Genomic DNA, 18977 nt, shown 5'->3' with positions numbered 1-18977 from the left:
AGACCCTTGCGGTGATGGACGTCACGTCAGCAGACTGCTGAGCGGAACTAGAACGCGTACTAGTTCTGGAGGAGAGCCCTCTCGGAGAGGACCCGCACCCATGGCCGCGGAACCCGTGATCGTCGAAGCCGTCCGCACCCCGATCGGCAAGCGCGGCGGCGCGCTCGCCAACCTGCACCCCGCCTACCTCCTGGGCGAGACCTACCGTGAACTCCTCGGCCGCACCGGCATGCCCGCCGACGCGGTGGAGCAGATCGTCGGCGGCACGGTGACCCACGCCGGTGAGCAGTCCATGAACCCCGCGCGCACGGCCTGGCTGACCATGGGACTGCCGTACGAGACGGCGGCGACGACGGTCGACTGCCAGTGCGGATCCTCGCAGCAGGCCTCCCACATGGTGGCCAACATGGTCGCGGCCGGCGTGATCGACGTGGGGATCAGCTGCGGCGTCGAGGCGATGTCCCGGGTCCCGCTGGGCTCCGGCTCCAAGCACGGCCCGGGCAAGCCGTTCCCCGACGAGTGGAACGTCGACCTGCCCAACCAGTTCGAGGCGGCCGAACGCATCGCCCGGCACCGGGGCCTGACCCGGGAGAACACCGACGCGCTCGGGCTGCTGTCACAGGAACGGGCGGCCCTCGCCTGGGCGGAGGAACGTTTCAAGCGCGAGACCTTCGCCGTCCAGGTGCCCACGACCGAGGAGGAGCAGCACGCCGGACAGGGCATGTGGCGCCTGGTCGACAAGGACGAGGGGCTGCGGGACACCTCCACGGAGGCGCTGGCGGGTCTGAAGCCGGTGATGCCGAGGGCGGTCCACACGGCCGGCAACTCGTCCCAGATCTCGGACGGCGCGGCGGCGATCATGTGGGCGTCGAAGCGGATGGCTCGCGCCCTGAAGCTGAGGCCACGGGCGCGCATCGTCGCGCAGGCCCTGGTGGGCGCCGACCCGCACTTCCACCTGGACGGGCCGATCGACGCGACCAAGGCCGTGCTCGGCAAGGCGGGCATGTCCCTGAAGGACATCGACCTCGTGGAGATCAACGAGGCGTTCGCGTCGGTCGTGCTCAGCTGGGCTCAGGTCTTCGAACAGAACCTGGACAAGGTCAACGTCAACGGCGGTGCGATCGCCCTCGGCCACCCGGTCGGCGCGACGGGCGCGCGCCTGATCACCACCGCCCTGCACGAACTGGAGCGCGCGGACAAGGAGTTCGCGCTGATCACCATGTGCGCGGGCGGCGGGCTGGCGACCGGGACGATCATCCAGCGGCTGTAGCCGACGCCCAGGACACGAAGGCGGTGAACGTGGCGGGACCGACGGTGAGGATCGGGCCCGCCGGGTTCTTGGAGTCGCGGATGACCAGGGAGGCGCAGGGGGTGTCGGCAACCTCCACGCAATCACCGCCCTGGTCACCGCTGTACGAGGACTTGCGCCAGGCGAGTGGGCCGAGCGGTGCGCACTCGACGCAGTTGCCGCCCTGGTCGCTGCTGTAGCTGGACTTACGCCACTTGCTCTCCATAGCGGTCCTCCATCACGCGTCGCATCAACTCCGCCGAGTCCTTGAGGGATAGCGCGGCGGCCTGCAGGTGATCGTAACGGAGCGAACAGTCCTTGACGGTCTCTGGGTTAGCCGTCGGATGCGCACTGCCGTAGCTCTCTGTGTAGACGATGCTTGGGTCGCTCGCGAAGCGGTAGACGTCGAACGAGCCCGTCATACCGGCGTGCGCGCCAGTCCTGTACGGCAGGATCTGCACGTTGATACGAGGGTCATCCTCGAAGGCCAACAGGTGCGCCAGTTGCTCCCGCATGGTCGCCGGGCTGTCGATTTGCAGGTACAGGGCCGCCTCGAAGAGCACCAACCAGTAGATGGGCGACTCGTCCTTCTCGAAGATGCGCTGACGCCCCAGTCGTACGGTGGTGCGATCGTCGAGGTCGGCCTGATTGAGCGCACCGAGTACGGCCCGCGCATACGACCGCGTCTGCATGAGGCCAGGCACCATGCCCATCTCGAAGGAGTAGATCTTGGTGGCTCGCGCCTGCAGTTCGGCCACTTGCTGGAACCACCCCGGGAGCTGGCTCCGCAGGACCAACTCGACCAGCCGCGAAAGTAACCCGCCCGTCCCCAGCGCCGCGTCCACCCGCTCGCTGAACTCCGGCGTCGGTACCTTCCTGGCCGTCTCCACCTGACCGACGAGCGACCCCGTGTAGTTGACGATCTCCCCCAGTTGCCGCTGGGTCAGGCCGGCGGCCTCCCGGTAGCGGCGCAGTTCGAAGCCGTAGTAGTCGAGCGGTGAGGCGCCCGGGTCGAGGGTGTTGATGTGGGCCACGGTCGGTCCCCTCTCAGGCGACAGGGCCCACAGCCGGACCCGTTGTATCCGTCCTGTAGCCCAGCGTAGTGACGGGAGGTCAGCCTCGTACCGTGAACCTCGACATTCCCCACACCCCCCAGTACCGCATGCACCTCACCGTCGGCGAGCACTCGGTACGTCACATCCGCCGCATCGTCCGCTCGCTGCTGCACGAGTGGGAGCTGCCCGGGCTGGCCTTCGCCGTGGAGCTGGGCGTCAGCGAGCTGGTCACCAACGTCGTGCGGCATGTGCCCGACCGCCGCTGCACGCTCGTCGTGGCGCGGCGGACGGCGGGGGTGCGGGCCGAGGTGACCGACGGCCACGCTCCCCTGCCCCGTCTGCGGCCCGCCGTGGACGAGGAGTCGGAGGGCGGCCGCGGGCTGGCCCTGCTCGACGCCGTCGTGGACAAGTGGGGCGTGTCGGCGGACGCCGGCGGCGGGAAGACGGTCTGGTTCGAGTGCGGGTTCCCGGACGCCGTCCGCCCGGCGCCCGAAGCGTGAGCGCGGGGGCGGAGGAACGGCGGCGGCCGGCCCGGGGCTGTGCGCCCCTGGCCGGCCGTGCCCGCGTCGTCGTCCCCGTGGGGCCTAGGGGGTTTCGTTTGGATCAGCCCGGGTCCGCGACGCCCGGCACGGCACCTCGCCGCGTTGTCGGACCACCCGAGTACGCCCAGTACGCGGATGATCCTCCGCCTTGCGATGCACCGCACCGGACGCCGCGGCCTGATCCGACCTGATCCAAACGAAACCCCCTAGCGGCCCTCGACCGAGGGAGCGGAACCCGGCAGGGGACGGCCCGCCGACTCCGCCATGCGCCACACGGCGAATCCGCCGATCACGGCCGCGCCCATCATGTAGTAGGCGGGCATCATCATGTTGCCCGTCGCCCCGATCAGCGCGGTGACCACCAGCGGCGTCGTACCGCCGAACAGGGACACCGACACGTTGAAGCCGATCGACAGGGAGCCGTACCGCACCCGGGTCGGGAAGAGGGCGGGCAGCGCGGCCGGCATGGCCGCCGTGAAGCACACCAGCAGCAGGCCCAGGGCGCCCATGCCCAGGCCCACGGCCAGCAGGCTGCCGTCGCGGATCAGCAGCAGGGCGGGGACGGACAGGAACAGGAAGCCCGCGCAGCCCGCCGCGATCACCGGGCGGCGGCCGATCCGGTCGGTCAGGGCGCCCGCGAACGGCTGGACGACCATCATCAGGACCATCACGCCGAGCACGACCAGCAGACCGTGGGTCTCGTCGTACTTCAGCTCACTGGTGAGGTAGCTCGGCATGTACGACAGCAGCATGTAGTCGGTGACGTTGAAGACCAGCACCAGGCCCATGCACAGCAGCAGCGCCTTCCACTGGCCCGCGACCATCTCGCGCAGCGGCACCTTGGGGCGCGCGGCCTCCGCCTTCTCGACCTCCGCCGCGAACGCCGGGGTCTCCTCCAGCCGCATCCGCAGGTACAGGCCGATGATGCCCATCGGGCCCGCGATCAGGAACGGGATGCGCCAGCCCCAGGAGGTGAGGTCGTCGGAGGAGAGCAGGGCGGTCATCAGGGTGACCAGACCCGCGCCGCCGATGTAGCCGGCGAGCGTGCCGAACTCCAGCCAGCTGCCGAAGAAGCCGCGCTTCTTGTCCGGCGCGTACTCGGCGATGAAGGTGGACGCGCCCGCGTACTCGCCGCCGGTGGAGAAGCCCTGGACCAGCCGGGCGGCCAGCAGCAGGACCGGCGCGCCGACGCCGATCGTCGCGTAGGACGGGATCAGGCCGATCGCGAACGTGCCCGCCGCCATCATGATCATGGTGACGGCGAGGACCTTCTGGCGGCCCACGCGGTCGCCCAGCGGGCCGAAGACCATGCCGCCGAGCGGGCGGACCAGGAAGGCCGCCGCGAAGGCGCCGAACGTCGACAGCAGCTGGGCGGTCGGGTTGCCGGACGGGAAGAAGACCTTGCCCAGGGTGACCGCGATGTAGCTGTAGACGCCGAAGTCGAACCACTCCATCGCGTTGCCGAGCGCCGCCGCCTTGACGGCGCGCTTGACCAGCGCGGGATTGGTGACGGTGACGTCGCGGGCCTTGGTGGCCCGGCGGGTCTTCTGCTGCGGGATGACTGCTGTGGCGGTCGCCAAAACGGGGCTCGCCTGCCTTTCGACGGGGACAGAGACGGGCCCGAGACGGCGGCGGTGACGTACGCCGGGCCGAAAAACGACCATAGGGGCACTTCCGCCCCTTACGTGCCGTACGCGTTTACGTGCAGAGTGCAGCTAAAACGCGGATACGCAGGTACGTCTGCCCGTTCACGCAGCGCCATTCGTGCTGCTCGGTGTGATCCTTGTCGCGCCCCCGGGGCGCAACCGACCCCTCGCGGAGCTTTTATCTTTCGGACATATGCGGACGAATGCCGGGTGGACCGGGTGCTGCGCCGGCCGGCGGAACCGTCGGGGCGCCGCAGCCGTCTGTACCCCCGTCACCGGCAACGACGGGGGTCAACGGAACAGTGCTCGCCACCCACGCCGCACGTGCACGCCTGCTCGCGGTCGTCCTGTCCCTGCTCGGCATCCAGCTGACCTGGCTCATCGCCCCGGCGTACGCCTGCGGCTGCGGCGCCATGGTGCCCGATCCGGCCGCCCGCATCGCCGTCTCCGACGAGCGGTCGGTCCTGCGCTGGGACGGGCGCCAGGAGCAGATCGTGATGCGGCTGACGGTCGACGGCGACGCCGAGCACGCCGCCTGGATCATGCCGGTCCCGCACCGGGCGACCGTCCGTCTCGGCGACGCCGCCCTTTTCAGCCAGCTGGCCGAGGCGGTCGCCCCCGTGCACCGCACCCGCCACCACTTCTGGCCGGAGAACGGCGAGTGGCCCTTCGACGGCCGCCACCTGGCCGGTGACGCCGCGCTCCCGGCCGCCGGCGGCACCGGCGTCGGCGTCGTCGGCCGGCAGCGGCTCGGCCCCTTCGACGTGGCCCGCCTGACCGCCACCGACCCGGCGGCCCTCCAGGACTGGCTGCGCGACCACGGCTTCTCCCTCCCCGCCCGGCTGAGGACCGCCCTGCGGCCCTACGTCGACCGCCACTGGGAGTACGTGGCCGTCCGCCTCGCCCCGGACCGGCACGGCACCGCGCTGCACGGCGCCCTCGACCCGCTGCACCTCACCTTCGCCGCCGACCGGCCGGTCTATCCGATGCGCCTGTCCCGGCTGGCCGCCACCCCGCAGTCGCTCGGCCTGTACATCCTCGCCGCGCACCGCATGGAGACGAGCGGGACGATCGGCGGCTCACCGCCCGACGTGCTGTTCGCCGGGCGGCTCGGCACCCGCGAGGGCGCCCTGGGGAAGCTGGCCGCCGGCACCCCCTACCTGACGGCCCTCACCCAGAGCTTCCCCGACCCCGCCCGGATCTCCGGCGACCACGAGCTGCGCCGGGCCGCCGCGGACACGCCGGTCCAGCAGGTGATCTACGAGGACGAACTGCTCCGGGTCGCCGGGATCCCGGCCTGGTCGCTGACGGTCGGCGGCACACTGGCCGTCGTCGTCACGGCCGCCGCCCTGCTCGTCGTACGGCACTCGCGGCGGCCGGTGATTCCGCCGCCGCCGGTCGCCCCGCCCGCGCCCCTCGGCTGAGATCATCGAAGCGGGCAGGGCGGTACAGCCTCCGGAAAGACACTCGGGAAAGGCAGCAGGCGCTATGAGCGGGTCGCAGCTCTGGGACGACGTCGACGACTACTTCATCAGCCATCTCTCACCGGACGACGATGCGCTGCGGGCGGCCCTGCGGGACAGCGAGGCCGCCGGTCTGCCCGCCATCGCGGTCACGGCCGCGCAGGGCAAGTTCCTCCAGCTGCTCGCCCAGGTGCAGGGCGCCCGGAACGTGCTGGAGATCGGCACCCTCGGCGGGTACAGCACGATCTGGATGGCCCGTGCCCTGCCCGAGGACGGCAGGCTGATCTCGCTGGAGTACAACGCCAAGCACGCCGACGTGGCCACCCGCAACATCGCCCGCGCCGGCCTGGAACGGATCGTCGAGGTGCGGGTGGGCCCGGCCCTGGAGTCGCTGCCCAAGCTCGCCGACGAGAACCCGGCCCCCTTCGACCTGGTCTTCATCGACGCGGACAAGGCCAACAACGCGCACTACGTGGAGTGGGCGCTGCGGCTCACCCGCGCGGGCAGCCTGATCATCGTGGACAACGTGGTGCGCGGCGGCCGGGTGACCGAGGCGGACAGCACCGAGCCGGACGTGGCCGGCACCCGCGCCGCGATCGAACTGATCGCCGGCCACCCGCGCCTGAGCGGTACGGCGCTCCAGACGGTCGGACAGAAAGGCTACGACGGCTTCGCGCTGGCCCGGGTGCTGGGCTGAGCCGGGGGCAGGGCGCGGGCGGGGCTCAGACCTCCTGGTAGAAGCCGATGTTGACGCTGCGCGGCTCGGTACGGTCCTGGACGATGACCTCGCCGGACCCGCCGCGCGGCAGCTGTACCGTCGCGCCGTAGCCGACGGGGTGCTGGTGCTGCCCGAAGACGATCCGCACCTCGGACGCCGGGTCGGGCTGTGAGCCGCGCAGCCAGCTCAAGTGCCAGGCGCCGTCCGGGCCGCACACGAACTCCAGGTGGACGCGGGAGACGAACAGCCAGTCCTCGGGGGTGACCAGCCGGCACACCGCCGCGTCGCGGCCGACCCGCAGCACGGCGCCGGGCTCGCTGGACGCCTCGGCCATCGTCATGCCGGCCGTGGCACCCGTGTCCGCCCCGGAGACGACGGCCATGGTGAGTTCGAGCACGAGCGCTCCCCCTGAAACGTTCTGGTGCGGTGGGCGGATTGCCCTGCCGCCGCCGCATGATAAAACGCCCGGCGGGGTCGCGTCCGGCACAATGGGGCCATGACCGAGCGAAAGCCACCAGGTGTTCCGTTCGAGTCCTGGGTGGACAAGCAGATCCGGGACGCGCAGGGGCGTGGCGAGTTCGACCGGCTGCCGGGGGCGGGGGCGCCGCTGCCCACGGAGGTCGACTCCACCTACGACGAACTGTGGTGGGTCAAGCGGAAGATGGTGCGGGAGGGCCTGGCCGTGCTGCCGCCCGCGCTCGCGCTGCGCAAGGAGGCGGAGGACGCGCTGGAGTCGGCCTACGCGGCGCCCTCGGAGCGGATCGCGCGCAAACTCATCGAGGACGTCAACGTGCGGATCAAGGACATGATGTTCAAGCCGCCGCCCGGCCCCTTCCTCGGGAAGAAGCCGTACGACGTGGAAGAGGTGCTGCGCGAACGGCGGCGGCGCAGGGCCGCCGCCGAGGGGGACGCGCCGGGGTCAGCCGTGTAGCAGGCGTCCGGCGAGTTCCCGGTAGTCGCGCAGGGCGAGCCGCAGCTGCTCGGTGTCGGACTCGGCACCGTCCCCGGGGCCCTCGTCGGCCTCCCAGGACATCCGCAGGGTGCGGCGGCGCCGTGTCACGGCCTCGGTGAACCGCGTGGCGATCTCCTCCAGGGTCCGGTCGGCCTGCTCCACGGCCACCCTGGGCTCGTCCACGAAGCCGACGGCGGCCTCCCGCAGCCGCCGCTCCCACCGCTCGGTCTCCTCCTGGCCGAGCAGCGGCGCACCGGTGCCGGAGAGCGGGGTCTCTTGGGGCGGCGAGGCGGCGTCGGAGGGCAGGGCCGCACCCGGTGCCAGGCCGCCGGCCGGGGCGGTGGTGCCGCCGGAGAGCGGCGTCCCACCGGGAGCCCCGGCCCCGCCGGAGGCCGCGGCCCCGCCGGGGGCGGCCGGCCAGGTGTCCGGCGCGGGGGCGTCGGTCGTGCCGGCCTCGCGCTGTCCGGTACCGCCGGGCGCCGGTGCGCCCAGCCCGTTGTCGGGCATCCGCCCCTCCTCCGCGTGTGCCGCCCGCTCCGTTCGGTGGCTGGCCGTGAACCCGGCGTCGACACCGGGACCCAGATCCTCCGTGCCGGGGCGCAGCCCCTCCGTCCCGTGCCACTGCCCGGCGCCCGGGCCGCCCAGGTGCGCGGACTCGGGCACGCCCGCCGGTCCGGGCGGCGGCTGGGGTGTGGGCTCCGGGGCGCGGTCGTCGCCCGTGAGGCCCTCCCGGCCGGGCCCGGCCGAGCCGGGCAGCCGGCCCGCGGTCCCGCCGGCACCCGGTTCCCCGGGCAGCCGCTCCTCGGGCCGGGGCTCTCTCGGCACGGCCCGTCCCGGTGCCGCGTCCCCCGGTGCCCACGCGTCCCGCGCTGTCGTCCGCTCGTCGGCCGGCACGTCCTGGCCGGCCGGGCGTGGTGCCTGGCGCCGGGCGTCGCCCGGGCCGCTCGTCCTGTCCGGCATGGGGCTCAGCTCTCCTTCGGTCGGCTCCGGTGCAGGGCCCACGGCGCGTGCGAGCGCGCGTGGGAGTGGCTCCCGGTGTGGGCCGTGTCGCGGCCCGTGCCGCCCGGGGCGCGGTGCCGTCCGGAATCGGCGCTGGTCAGGTCGTCGAAGAGGGCGCGGGCGCCGAGCAGCGCGGAGCGCATCTCCTCGGTCCCGCCGCCGGCCCCGCTCGCGCCGCCGTCCGGTCCCGTGCGCGCCACCCGGTGCAACTGCCGGTAGCCGTCGACGTGGTCGGCGTGGTGCACGGACAGCGCGGCGAGCTGCTCGTCGTACCGCCCGCCGTCGGGGTAGCCGCGCGTCGCGGCGACTTCCCCGAGCAGCCGGTCGGCCTCGGCCACCGCCTCGCGGGGGGAGTCGACGAAGCGTTCCTGTACGGCCGTCCAGCGGTCCGCGTACCGCTGCCGCTCGGCGCCGTCCAGCGGCCGCTCGTGCAGGTCGCCGTGGCGTTCGACGCGCTCGGTCAGCTCGCGTTCGGCGGCCTGGGTGTCCCCGTCGTGCAGGGCCACGGTCCGCTCGTACTCGGGCCCGAAGCGCCGCTTCAGGCTGGGCCCGCCGTGCCGTCCCCGGCCGCGCAGGATCAAGGTCGCCGCGCCGAGGACCACGACCGCCGCGATCACGATCAACAGAATGATCAATCCTGTGGACATGGTTGCCTTCCGGTCGGACCGGCCCCGCCGGCCGGTTCTCTCCTCGTGTGACCCGGAACCCGGCGGGCAAACGGCCTCCCCCGGCCCCCCGACGGGCGCGGGACGCGGGTGCCGGCCGCGCCGGGGCCGCACATATCCGGTTGCGGAAGGTGCGGCACGGCTCCCGAGAATGGCCGGCATGACGTGGACGATCGCTCCCGAGCCCTACGACTCTCCGGCCGCCACCGCGCTGTGGCGGGCGTACTACACGGAGGTCAGCGACCGCTGGTACCTGCTGCACGAGGGCCGCCGGACCGACCCGGACGAGCTGGAACGGGAGATCGCCGCGCGCGACGGTGCCGAACTCAAGCCACCCACCGGGCAGTTGCTCATCGGACGCTACAACGGCACGCCGGGCGGCTCGGCGGGCGTACGGCTGCTGGACCCGGACACCGCCGAACTGACCCGGGTGTTCGTGCTGCCGGGACTGCGCGGCCTGAACGGGGCCGCGCCGCTGGTGGCCGCCGCCGAGCTGGCCGCCCGCCTGCTGGGTGCCCGGCGGGTCGTGCTCGACACCCGCGGCGACCTGGTGGAGGCCCGCGCCCTGTACGCGCGCCTGGGCTACACCGAGACCGGTCCGCACAACACCGACCCGTACGCCGAGCACTGGTTCCGCAAGGAGCTGGGCTCGGACCAGGGCCCGGACGGGGACCCCGGTCCGGGGGAGGCCGTCAGCTGATCCCGGCGGTCCTGCCGCTGTCGTGCGGCCGTTCGCTTTCGGCGCCGCACAGCTCGCCGGTGAGTTCCCGGACCAGCTGGGTGAGATCGGCCTGGCGGCCGGGGTGCCACCAGTCGCCGAGCAGCTCGGCCAGGGACTGCTCACGGGCCGTGGCGAGCCGTTCGGCGACCTCACGGCCGGTATCGGTCAGGACGAGGTCCAGGCCCTGGCGTTCGGCGAGCCGGCGTTCCTCGACCTGGCGGGCGGCGGCCATGACCACCTGGATCGGGACCGCGGTGCGTTCGGCCAGCACCCCCGGCTCCACGGAGCCGTAGCGGCGCACGCGCAGCAGCAGCCAGCTGGCGGCCGGCAGCAGGTCGTAGCCGGCCCGTTCGGTCATCTGCCGGTAGATCTCGCGGCGGCCCTCACGGGTGCCGAGCACGGACAGCGCGCGGCACACCTCGTCGTAGGAGGAGCGCTCGACCGGGTTGGGCGGGATGGTCTCGGAGACGTCCGGCGCGGTGACCGAGCCGCGCAGCCGGTCCTCCTTCAGGAACCAGGCCAGCACGAAGCCGAGGAGGGCGACGGGCGCGGCGTAGAGGAAGACGTCGGTGATGGCGGAGGAGTACGCGTGCAGGGCCGCGGGCCGCACCGTGGCCGGCAGGGCGGCGATGCCCCGCGGGTCGGACATCAGCGCGTCGGCGGTGACGCCGGGCGGCAGGCGTACGGCCCGGAAGGCGTCGGTGAGCTTGTCACCGAGACGGCTCGCGAAGACGGTGCCGAAGACGGCCACGCCGAAGGAGGCGCCGATGGAGCGGAAGAAGGTCACGCCGGAGGTGGCGACGCCCAGGTCCTCGTAGGACACGGCGTTCTGCACGATGAGCACGAGGACCTGCATGACCAGGCCGAGTCCGAGGCCGAAGACGAAGAAGTAGACGCTCATCTCGGCGGTCGGGCTGTGCTCGTCGAGCCGGTGCAGGAGCAGCAGGCCGAGGGTGGTGACGGCGGTGCCGGCGACCGGGAACACCTTCCAGCGGCCGGTGCGGCTGACGATCTGCCCGGAGACCGTGGAGGACAGCAGCAGGCCGAACACCATCGGCAGCATGTGCACCCCGGACAGCGTCGGGGAGACGCCGTGCACGACCTGGAGGAAGGTCGGCAGATAGGTCATCGCGCCGAACATGGCGAAACCGACGATGAAGCTGATCACCGAGCCCAGGGTGAAGGTGCGGACGCGGAACAGCTTGAGCGGCAGCACCGGTTCGGCGGCCCGGCGTTCCACGGCGACGAAGGCCACGGCGAGGGCGACGCCGAGCACGGCGAGCCCGATGACCTGCGCCGAGTCCCACGCCCAGGTGGTGCCGCCGAGCGAGGCGACCAGCACCAGGCAGGTGGCGACGGCGGCGATCAGGAAGGTCCCCAGGTAGTCGATGACATGGCCGGCGGTGCGGCGCGGGATGCGCAGCGCGGCGGCGATCACGACGAGCGCGACGACACCCACGGGCAGGTTGACGTAGAACACCCAGCGCCAGCTCAGATGCTCGGTGAGCAGCCCGCCGAGCAGCGGCCCGAGCACGCTGGTGGCGCCGAAGACCGCGCCGAAGAGCCCTTGGTAGCGGCCGCGTTCGCGGGGCGGCACGAGGTCGCCGACGATGGCCATGGACAGCACCATCAGCCCGCCGCCGCCCAGGCCCTGCAGCGCGCGGAAGGCGATGAGCTGGGGCATGTCCTGTGCCATGCCGCACAGTGCCGAGCCGATCAGGAAGATCACGATGGCGGTCTGGAACAGCCGCTTGCGGCCGTACTGGTCGCCCAGCTTGCCCCACAGCGGGGTCGCGGCGGTCGACGCCAGCAGATAGGCGGTGACGACCCAGGAGAGGTGTTCGAGGCCGCCGAGGTCGCTCACGATCGTCGGCAGCGCGGTGGACACGATGGTCTGGTCGAGGGCGGCGAGCAGCAGGCCCAGCAGCAGGGCGCCGATCGGGACCAGCACGCCGCCCGGAACGCTCTCGCCGCTCCGTGCGTCCTGTGCCGTGCCGTGCGTGTCCAGGGTCATGGAGACCTCCCGGGGCTCGGGTGCGCCTCTTCCATCGTGATCGGTGTCACCGCGTACGGCCTGTCGAGCCCCGCGGGGATGTGAGGGAGATACGCATATTCTCTGAAGTTCCCGAGGGGAGGGCCGGACGCGTGACTGGGAGGCAGGGGGCCTTGTGCCCGGAGTGCGGGGCACCGAGGGGGCCGGACCGCACACCGTCGTGCGACTGCACGAAGCGCGCGTCCGAGGCCCTGCGCGAGACCCGCACGGCCGAGGCGGCAGCGGCGGAGGACTTCGACCCCCTGCGCATACGCCCGTACGTAGAGGTCCCGACCACACCCCCACCACAGACACACCGCCCGGCACCACATCCGAACGCGCCGGGTGGGGCGCGGGAGACCGGTGGGGCCGATGGGACCAACGGGACCGGCAGGGCGCAGGAGGCCGGTGAGGCCGGTGCCGGTGCCGGTGCCGGTGCCGGTGCCGGTGCCGGTGCCGGTGCCGGTGCCGGTGCCGGTGCCGGTGAGGCGAACTGGACCGCTGTGGCGGATGTGACGCCCGGGACCGAGCGGGCCGTCGCGGTCGGTGGGGCCGGCTGGGCGGACGTGGGGGACGGGGGCCGGGGCGCCGGGGGTCGTGGGGGCGACGGCGAGGCCTTCGGGACGGCGCCGGGTGGACCCGAAGCCGTTCGGCCCCGGCGACGCTCGCGGCGTACCGTGCTGCTGGCCGCCGGGGGTGTGGGCGCGGCGATGGTCGCGGCGGCCGGTTTCGCGCTGTTCTCCTATCACGCGCCGGCCCGGGACCCGGCGGCCCAGGAGGTCAGGGAGCGCATCCCGGAAGCGACGACCGAGGCGCCCGCGTCGGCATCGGCGCCGGCACCGCCGGTCACGCCCCGCTCACCGGCTCCCTCCCCGTCGGCGCCGGCGTCGGCATCGGCATCGGCATCGGCGAGGCCCAGCCCCTCCCCCACCACCGCGTCACCGTCGCCGACTCCCACGGCCTCGCGCAGCGCCTCCCGCACGCCCTCGCCCAGCCCGTCCGCGACGGCGTCCGGCACCCCGTCGGCCACCCCCTCCGTGGCACCGGTGCTGCGACGCGGCGACACGGGCCCGGAGGTCACCGAACTCCAACTGCGCCTACGGCAGCTGAACCTCTACGGCGACCGGATCGACGGCACCTACACCCGCCCGGTGGAGGACGCCGTACGCGCCTACCAACTGGCCCGGGGCATCCTGACCGACCCCCTGGGCGAATACGGCCCGGCCACAAGAAAAACCCTGGAATCCGAAACCCGGAAACCCTAGAAGCCGACGGCCCCGCGCAGCCCCGCCCCACAATCCCCACCCCGGGGCGCGGGGAACTGCGCGACCAGCCACCACACACCCGCACCCGAAAAACCGCCCGTCAAACCACAACGCACCCGCACCCGAAGAACCGGCCGGTGTTCGTCGGTGTCAGCCCACCCGCACCCGCACCACCCCGTCGGCCCCCGCCTCGACCCGCACATGCGTGAGATCCGGCACGGCCACGTCGGGATCGTGCCGCACGGCCCGCGGACCGACCCCCACCACCCGCATCCCCGCCGCACGCCCCGCCGCGATCCCCGCCCCGGAGTCCTCGAAGACGACACAGTCGGCCGGGTCGACACCCAGCTCCGCCGCGCCCTTGAGGAAACCCTCGGGGTCGGGCTTGCTCGCCCCCACGGACTCGGCGGTGACACGGACCGCCGGCATGGGCAGCCCGGCCGCGTCCATCCGGGCCGTGGCCAGGGCGACGTCGGCGGAGGTCACCAGCGCGTGCGCGACCCCGTCCAGCGAGGCGAGAAACGCCCCGGCGCCCGCGATCTCGACCACACCGTCGGTGTCGGCGGTCTCCTCGGCGAGCATCCGGGCGTTGTCGGCGAGGTTCTGCTCCACGGGCCGGCCGGGCAGGAGGACGGCCATGGAGGCGTGACCCTGCCGGCCGTGCACGACCTTCATCACCTCGTCGCCGTCCAGCCCGTTCCGCTCGGCCCAGCGCCGCCAGATGCGCTCGACCACGGCGTCCGAGTTGACGAGGGTGCCGTCCATGTCGAGCAGGAGGGCACGTGCGGTGAGGACGGCGGGTGTGGCGGTGGCCGGCATCGGCAGCTCCAGGTGCGTGAAGACCCCGCGTCGGGCGGGACGGCGGGAGGGACAAGGCGGCCCCGCCCGCCGGTCAGGGAAAACGAGCGGGAGCCACTTTGTTCCCCCACGGTACAAAACCGAGGGCGGGTTGCGCCACCGCCCCCCGGAAGGGTTCACCCACCGTTCAGCTCGGCCCGCCACGCCCGCACGGATCAGCCCGTCACGGCCTCGTAGAGGCTCCACGCGCCGAGCGCCAGCATCAGCAGCGCCGCGATCTGCGTGATCAGCCGCAGCGGCACCCGCTTCATCAGGGCCTTCCCGCCGACGATGCCGAGTCCGGCGACGGCCCACAGGCCGAGCACCGCACCGAGGCCGACGGAGACCGGGTCGTCGTAGCGGGCGGCGAGGTTGGCGGTCATGATCTGGGTGAGATCGCCGAACTCGGCGACCAGGATGAGCATGAAGCCCGTACCCGCGACCTTCCAGAAGGACTGGTCGGCGGGCTTCCTGATCTCTTCCTCCTCCTCGTCCTTCTTCAGCAGCAGCATCGCGGCGCCACCGAGGAACAGGACGCCGGTGAGGGCGTGCACGAGCTGCTGCGGCAGCAGGGTGAGCACGCTGCCGGCCGCCACGGCGAGCACGACGTGCAGCAGGAAGGCGGCGGCGACGCCCGCGAAGACGTAGGAGGCCCGGTAGCGGGTGCCGAGGACGAGGCCGGCGAGCGCGGTCTTGTCCGGCAGTTCGGCGAAGAAGACGACGCCGAAGACGATCGCCGTCACGGTGATGCTGATCAAGATCCCTCAATCGGTCGGGGCTGCCCCGCCGAGAGTGCGGCACGTCACGCGATGGACACCTCGGCACGGCAGCGCACATGGCACCCGTGCCGGTGGGGGCACGGGCGTGCACTGCTTGCCGAAGGTCTCGCTGGCGGACCTCGACGAATCGAGGCGGTCCGCCTCCGGGCGCCGGCTCAGGCTCGCTGAGCAGTATGTCGACGGTCCGGCGAAGAGCTACTCCCCTTCTGCGCCTCCCATCGTACGGGATGTGAAAGTTCGCCCGTGAACCTTGTAGTGACATGCACACGTCACTAACTTCTTACCGGGCGCTCATACGCCGGCCACACGTCACCGCGAGCATTCCCTCGCTCGCGTCCAACACCCCCACCCCATCAGGGAGTTCACTCATGCGGAAGTTCTACGCGCGTCGACGGACGAGCATACTCGCGGCCCTCACCGGCCTGATAGCCTCCGTCGCCCTGTTCAACTCCCCGAACGCCTCCGCCGCCCTCCCCACGCCGGTCAGCGCCGCCACCGCCCGCGGCTACCTCGCCCAGCTCACCGTGGCCACCGAGAACCGCACCGGGTACAACCGCGACCTCTTCCCGCTCTGGATCACCATCTCCGGCACCTGCAACACCCGCGAGTGGGTCCTCAAGCGGGACGGCTCGAACGTCGTCACCGACTCCGCCTGCACCGCCACCAGCGGCAGCTGGTACTCCCCGTACGACGGGGCCACCTGGACCGCCGCCTCCGACCTCGACATCGACCACCTCGTGCCGCTCGCCGAGGCCTGGGACTCCGGCGCGAGCAAGTGGACCACCGCCCAGCGCCAGGCCTTCGCCAACGACGTCACCCGCCCCCAGCTCCTCGCCGTCACCGACAACGTCAACCAGGCCAAGGGCGACCAGGACCCGGCCACCTGGATGCCGTCGCGCACCGCGTACCGCTGCACCTACGTCCGCGCCTGGGTCCAGGTGAAGTACTACTACGGCCTCTCGGTCGACTCCGCCGAGAAGAGCGCGCTCACGAACTACCTCGCGGGCTGCTGACCGCGGCTCCGCCGGTTCGGGCAAGGCCCTGAACCCGGACGTCAGCCGCGGGTTCGTCGTGGCCGATCGCGCAGTTCCCCGCGCCCCTGGGGAGCTGCGCCGACCGTCGCCCGGGTGGCACCGCGGCACTCGTGGCTGTACGGCGGCCACGGGCTTCTCGCGGCCGGTCGCGCCCCGCGGCGCAGCCGCGCATCGACCCGGCCCCGCGACCCCTCGGACGGGCCGGCAGTCGCCTCAGGAGGCCGGCTGGCGGCGCATCACGTAGCCCGCGGCCGCGCCCGCACCGAACAGGGCGGCCACCGAGACGCCCGTGGCCAGCCAGGTCGCGCCCAGCCACTGGGCGCCGTAGTAGCCGAGCGCCACGCTGTACACGGCCCAGGAGAGACCCGCGAGGGCCGACCAGGGCACGAAGTCGCGGGCGCGGCGATGGGCGGCGCCCGCGCAGAAGGAGACGACCGAGCGGCCGGCGGGGGCGAAGCGGGCGAGGACCACCAGCGCACCGCCGCCCCGGGCGAGGGCGTCGCCGAGACGCTGCTGCGCGGAGGTCAGCCGCCGGGAGCGGGCTATCGCCCGGTCCAGCCGCTCCCCGCCGCGCCAGGCCAGCCGGTAGGCCACCAGGTCGCCGAGGACCGAGGCGGTCGCCGCGCACAGGATCAGGGCCAGGATGTCCGGCACCTCGTGCGGGACCCGGCCCGTCGCCGCACCGGAACCCGCGGCCGCCGCCGTCGCGGCGGTGATGACCAGCACGCCGCTGGGCAGGACCGGCAGGAACACGTCGAGCAGCACCGACACGGCCACCACGGCGTACACCCATGGTCCGGCCGCCAGCGACCCCACGCTCTCGAACACCACGACTCCCGTCACTCCCCCGTTTGACAGCCATACAGCGTACGCCGGGGGTGTGACAGGAGGTTCGCGGGGGGTCCCCGGGGCGATTACAGGTCGTTCACGCCGGGCCGGCCGCGGGTGGCGGTCAGGCCGTCACCGCGGCCCGCTCCGAAGCGGACTCGCCGTCCGCCGCCGCGCGCCGGCCGACGAGCCGGTCCAGGCCGAAGGCGCCGGAGCCGGTGAAGACCAGCAGGAAGAACGCCCAGCAGAACAGCACCGACAGCTCGCCGCCGTTCTGGATGGGCCACAGGGCGGCCTGCTGGTGGACGTCGAAGTAGGCGTACGCCATCGAGCCGGAGGCGATCAGCGCGGCACCGCGGGTGCCGAGGCCGAGCAGCACCAGGGCGCCGGCGGCCAGCTGGATCACGGCCGCGTACCAGCCGGGCCAGGTGCCGGCCGCGACCGTGCCCCCGGTGCCCCCGGCGCCGCCGAGGACGCCGAACAGGGAGGCGGCGCCGTGCACCGCGAAGAGCAGGCCGATGACGATGCGGAAGACCCCGAGGACATAGGGCTGAGCGGCGTTGAGACGAGCGGACATGGTGGATGACTCCTCTTCGGTGTCTGTCGGGCCGGCCGGGGACGGAGAAGGCCGGTCGTGGGGGCGGCGGGTACCGAATGGAGCCATAGGTTAGGCACACCTAATCAATGCTTGCAAGTTCAACATCCAGCCATGCTGGGACGTTTCCGCACAGGGGCACACGAACACGCGGCAGCGGCGGTCCGGGAGCAACTCGTCGCCCGCGCGTGGGAGATGAGGTCCGGAGCGGTGCCGCCATGAGAGTGATCACATTCGGCGGCGCCGTTGCGGACGGCGCTCCGGCTATCCGGCGCCCCGCGCCGAGCGGCCCCGCACCTCCAGCCCGGCGAGCAGCTCCGCCGTGGCGCGGGCCACGGCCTCCACCGCCTCGTCGAAGACCTCGCGGTTGTGGGCGGCGGGGGCCCGGAAACCCGAGACCTTCCGCACGTACTGCAACGCGGCCGCGCGGATCTCGTCGTCCGTGGCCTCGTCGGGCAGCACGGGCGGTCGCAGCGTCTTGATGCTCCGGCACATGCCCCCAGTCTGGCGCTTGCCACCGCGCCCTGCGAAGATCACCGCGAAGGCGGCCACCGACTCCCGGGGCCGACCGTCGAAGGGAACAACTTCATGACGCACCCGCTCACCGTGGCCGTCCTCGGCCCCGGCGGTACCGGCGGCCTGCTCGCCGCCCTGCTCTCGCGCTCCGGCCACCGCGTGATCTGCCTGGCCGGGGAGGCCACGGCCGGCACCCTGCGCCGCACCGGCATCTCGGTCCGCAGCCGGCAGTTCGGCGACTTCACCGCCCCCGTCGAGGCGGACACCGAACTGCGCGAGCCGGTGGACGCCTGCCTGCTCACCGTCAAGCACACCGCGCTCGACGCCGCCCTCACCCGGGTCCCGCCCGCCGCTCTCGGCGACGCCCTGGTCGTACCGCTCCTGAACGGCGTCGAACACCCCGCCGCCCTGCGCGCCGGCTACCGCCCGGACCGGGTCGCGCCGGCCGTGATCCGCGTGGAGTCCACCCGGACCGCCCCCGGCGTGATCGAACACGGCAGCCCGTTCACCGAGATCGATCTGGCCGGGGACACCGTGCCCCGGGCCCGCCTCGACGCGCTGGCCGCCCACCTCACGGCCTGTGGCGTGACCGCCCGCGTGGCCGGGGACGAGACGGCGGCCCTGTGGGCCAAGATGGCGTTCCTCGCGCCGTTCGCCCTGCTCACCACCAGGTACGGCGTCCCGCTCGGCGAGGCCCGCACCCGGCACCGCGCCGAGCTGGAGGCGCTGGTCGCCGAGACCGCCGCGGTCAGCCGCGCCTGCGGCGCCCCCGCCGACCCGGCCCTGGCCCTCTCCCGGTACGACGCCTTCCCGCCGGCCGCCAAGTCGTCCATGCAGCGCGACGCCGAGGCGGGCCGCCCGCTCGAACTCGACGCCATCGGGGGCGCGTTGCTCCGCGCGGCCGAGCGGCACGGCGTCCCGGTACCGGTGACGGCACGGCTGGTGCGGGAGCTGCGGGACTGAGGCCACCGACCCGGCACCACCCGTTCGGCTGAACCTGGCCCCTGACCCCGCGAACGGCCTCGCGCCTCAAAATCGAACA

Annotated in this window: 22 protein-coding genes; 9 read left to right on the top strand and 13 right to left on the bottom strand. The window is 73.0% G+C overall.

The window, feature by feature from the left end; all coding sequences use genetic code 11:
* The first annotated feature begins 100 nt into the window (after positions 1-100).
* Entirely contained in the window at positions 101-1270 is a 1170-nt protein-coding gene (locus FHS34_RS03495; protein WP_184960824.1) for a steroid 3-ketoacyl-CoA thiolase, read from the top strand.
* Here the strand turns inward: FHS34_RS03495 and FHS34_RS03490 are convergent.
* Both FHS34_RS03490 and FHS34_RS03485 read right to left on the bottom strand, forming a co-directional pair.
* Positions 1254-1514 carry a DUF397 domain-containing protein gene (locus FHS34_RS03490; RefSeq protein WP_184960822.1) on the bottom strand — a complete coding sequence of 87 codons (261 nt, stop codon included), beginning with the start codon at positions 1512-1514 and terminating at the stop codon, positions 1254-1256. The two genes, FHS34_RS03495 and FHS34_RS03490, sit on opposite strands and share 17 nt — an antisense overlap.
* Positions 1495-2322, bottom strand: a complete 828-nt coding sequence (locus FHS34_RS03485) for a helix-turn-helix domain-containing protein (protein ID WP_184960820.1) — start codon at positions 2320-2322, stop codon at positions 1495-1497. The genes FHS34_RS03490 and FHS34_RS03485 overlap by 20 nt, the downstream gene beginning before the upstream one ends.
* Before the next feature lie 128 nt (positions 2323-2450).
* Between FHS34_RS03485 and FHS34_RS03480 the strand changes: the two genes are divergently transcribed.
* A complete protein-coding gene (locus FHS34_RS03480; RefSeq protein ID WP_184961336.1) occupies positions 2451-2843 on the top strand; it encodes an ATP-binding protein in 393 nt (130 codons plus the stop codon).
* Positions 2844-3091: 248 nt separating this feature from the next.
* On the opposite strand, the gene proP is transcribed toward FHS34_RS03480, so the two are convergent.
* Positions 3092-4549, bottom strand: coding sequence for a glycine betaine/L-proline transporter ProP (gene proP, locus FHS34_RS03475; protein WP_372478564.1), 1458 nt, complete (start codon positions 4547-4549; stop codon positions 3092-3094).
* Between the two features lie 284 nt (positions 4550-4833).
* On the opposite strand from proP, the gene FHS34_RS03470 reads away from it, so the two are divergent.
* Both FHS34_RS03470 and FHS34_RS03465 read left to right on the top strand, forming a co-directional pair.
* The gene (locus tag FHS34_RS03470; protein WP_225817424.1) at positions 4834-5955 is read left to right on the top strand and encodes a DUF2330 domain-containing protein; all 1122 of its coding nucleotides are present in this window, start codon (positions 4834-4836) and stop codon (positions 5953-5955) included.
* A gap of 64 nt (positions 5956-6019) precedes the next feature.
* The gene (locus FHS34_RS03465; protein WP_184960813.1) at positions 6020-6691 is read left to right on the top strand and encodes an O-methyltransferase; all 672 of its coding nucleotides are present in this window, start codon (positions 6020-6022) and stop codon (positions 6689-6691) included.
* A 25-nt stretch (positions 6692-6716) separates the two neighbouring features.
* On the opposite strand, the gene FHS34_RS03460 is transcribed toward FHS34_RS03465, so the two are convergent.
* Positions 6717-7109, bottom strand: coding sequence for an FHA domain-containing protein (locus FHS34_RS03460; protein WP_184960811.1), 393 nt, complete (start codon positions 7107-7109; stop codon positions 6717-6719).
* A 99-nt stretch (positions 7110-7208) separates the two neighbouring features.
* Here FHS34_RS03460 and FHS34_RS03455 point away from each other — a divergent pair, with 99 nt between their 5' ends.
* Positions 7209-7643, top strand: a complete 435-nt coding sequence (locus FHS34_RS03455; RefSeq protein WP_184960809.1) for a DnaJ family domain-containing protein — start codon at positions 7209-7211, stop codon at positions 7641-7643.
* On the opposite strand, the gene FHS34_RS44000 is transcribed toward FHS34_RS03455, so the two are convergent.
* Together FHS34_RS44000 and FHS34_RS03445 are read right to left on the bottom strand one after the other, a co-directional pair.
* Complete coding sequence (locus FHS34_RS44000) at positions 7632-8624, bottom strand: hypothetical protein (RefSeq protein ID WP_372478563.1); 993 nt, start codon at positions 8622-8624, stop codon at positions 7632-7634. The two genes, FHS34_RS03455 and FHS34_RS44000, sit on opposite strands and share 12 nt — an antisense overlap.
* Before the next feature lie 5 nt (positions 8625-8629).
* Positions 8630-9310, bottom strand: a complete 681-nt coding sequence (locus FHS34_RS03445) for a hypothetical protein (RefSeq protein WP_184960807.1) — start codon at positions 9308-9310, stop codon at positions 8630-8632.
* 169 nt (positions 9311-9479) lie between these two features.
* Here FHS34_RS03445 and FHS34_RS03440 point away from each other — a divergent pair, with 169 nt between their 5' ends.
* Positions 9480-10028: a GNAT family N-acetyltransferase gene (locus tag FHS34_RS03440; protein ID WP_184960804.1), complete on the top strand. Its 549-nt coding sequence runs from the start codon at positions 9480-9482 to the stop codon at positions 10026-10028.
* Here the strand turns inward: FHS34_RS03440 and FHS34_RS03435 are convergent.
* Together FHS34_RS03435 and FHS34_RS42190 are read right to left on the bottom strand one after the other, a co-directional pair.
* Positions 10021-12063: an MDR family MFS transporter gene (locus FHS34_RS03435; RefSeq protein ID WP_184960801.1), complete on the bottom strand. Its 2043-nt coding sequence runs from the start codon at positions 12061-12063 to the stop codon at positions 10021-10023. The genes FHS34_RS03440 and FHS34_RS03435 overlap by 8 nt on opposite strands.
* Before the next feature lie 763 nt (positions 12064-12826).
* Positions 12827-13111 (bottom strand): hypothetical protein, encoded by a 285-nt coding sequence (locus tag FHS34_RS42190; protein ID WP_225817423.1) that lies wholly within the window; start codon positions 13109-13111, stop codon positions 12827-12829.
* 16 nt (positions 13112-13127) lie between these two features.
* On the opposite strand from FHS34_RS42190, the gene FHS34_RS42185 reads away from it, so the two are divergent.
* Positions 13128-13346, top strand: a complete 219-nt coding sequence (locus FHS34_RS42185) for a peptidoglycan-binding domain-containing protein (protein WP_225817422.1) — start codon at positions 13128-13130, stop codon at positions 13344-13346.
* Positions 13347-13496: 150 nt separating this feature from the next.
* On the opposite strand, the gene FHS34_RS03420 is transcribed toward FHS34_RS42185, so the two are convergent.
* Together FHS34_RS03420 and FHS34_RS03415 are read right to left on the bottom strand one after the other, a co-directional pair.
* The gene (locus FHS34_RS03420; RefSeq protein ID WP_184960799.1) at positions 13497-14165 is read right to left on the bottom strand and encodes an HAD-IA family hydrolase; all 669 of its coding nucleotides are present in this window, start codon (positions 14163-14165) and stop codon (positions 13497-13499) included.
* A gap of 194 nt (positions 14166-14359) precedes the next feature.
* Positions 14360-14941: a TMEM165/GDT1 family protein gene (locus FHS34_RS03415; RefSeq protein ID WP_184960797.1), complete on the bottom strand. Its 582-nt coding sequence runs from the start codon at positions 14939-14941 to the stop codon at positions 14360-14362.
* Between the two features lie 389 nt (positions 14942-15330).
* Here FHS34_RS03415 and FHS34_RS03410 point away from each other — a divergent pair, with 389 nt between their 5' ends.
* Entirely contained in the window at positions 15331-15975 is a 645-nt protein-coding gene (locus FHS34_RS03410; protein ID WP_184960795.1) for an HNH endonuclease family protein, read from the top strand.
* Positions 15976-16209: 234 nt separating this feature from the next.
* Here the strand turns inward: FHS34_RS03410 and FHS34_RS03405 are convergent, their stop codons facing one another.
* The 3 genes from FHS34_RS03405 to FHS34_RS03395 form a co-directional block, all read right to left on the bottom strand.
* Positions 16210-16824, bottom strand: a complete 615-nt coding sequence (locus tag FHS34_RS03405; RefSeq protein WP_184961330.1) for a DedA family protein — start codon at positions 16822-16824, stop codon at positions 16210-16212.
* 124 nt (positions 16825-16948) lie between these two features.
* Positions 16949-17401 (bottom strand): DoxX family protein, encoded by a 453-nt coding sequence (locus tag FHS34_RS03400; protein WP_184960792.1) that lies wholly within the window; start codon positions 17399-17401, stop codon positions 16949-16951.
* A 282-nt stretch (positions 17402-17683) separates the two neighbouring features.
* Positions 17684-17914, bottom strand: a complete 231-nt coding sequence (locus FHS34_RS03395; protein WP_184960790.1) for a DUF2277 domain-containing protein — start codon at positions 17912-17914, stop codon at positions 17684-17686.
* A 93-nt stretch (positions 17915-18007) separates the two neighbouring features.
* Between FHS34_RS03395 and FHS34_RS03390 the strand changes: the two genes are divergently transcribed.
* A complete protein-coding gene (locus tag FHS34_RS03390; protein WP_184960788.1) occupies positions 18008-18898 on the top strand; it encodes a ketopantoate reductase family protein in 891 nt (296 codons plus the stop codon).
* Positions 18899-18977: the final 79 nt, after the last annotated feature.

Source organism: Streptomyces echinatus, from assembly GCF_014203595.1.
In the GTDB taxonomy this organism is placed as follows: domain Bacteria; phylum Actinomycetota; class Actinomycetes; order Streptomycetales; family Streptomycetaceae; genus Streptomyces; species Streptomyces echinatus.
The sequence above is the reverse complement of the archived record's forward strand: the minus strand, read 5'-3'. Positions and strand labels throughout refer to the sequence as shown.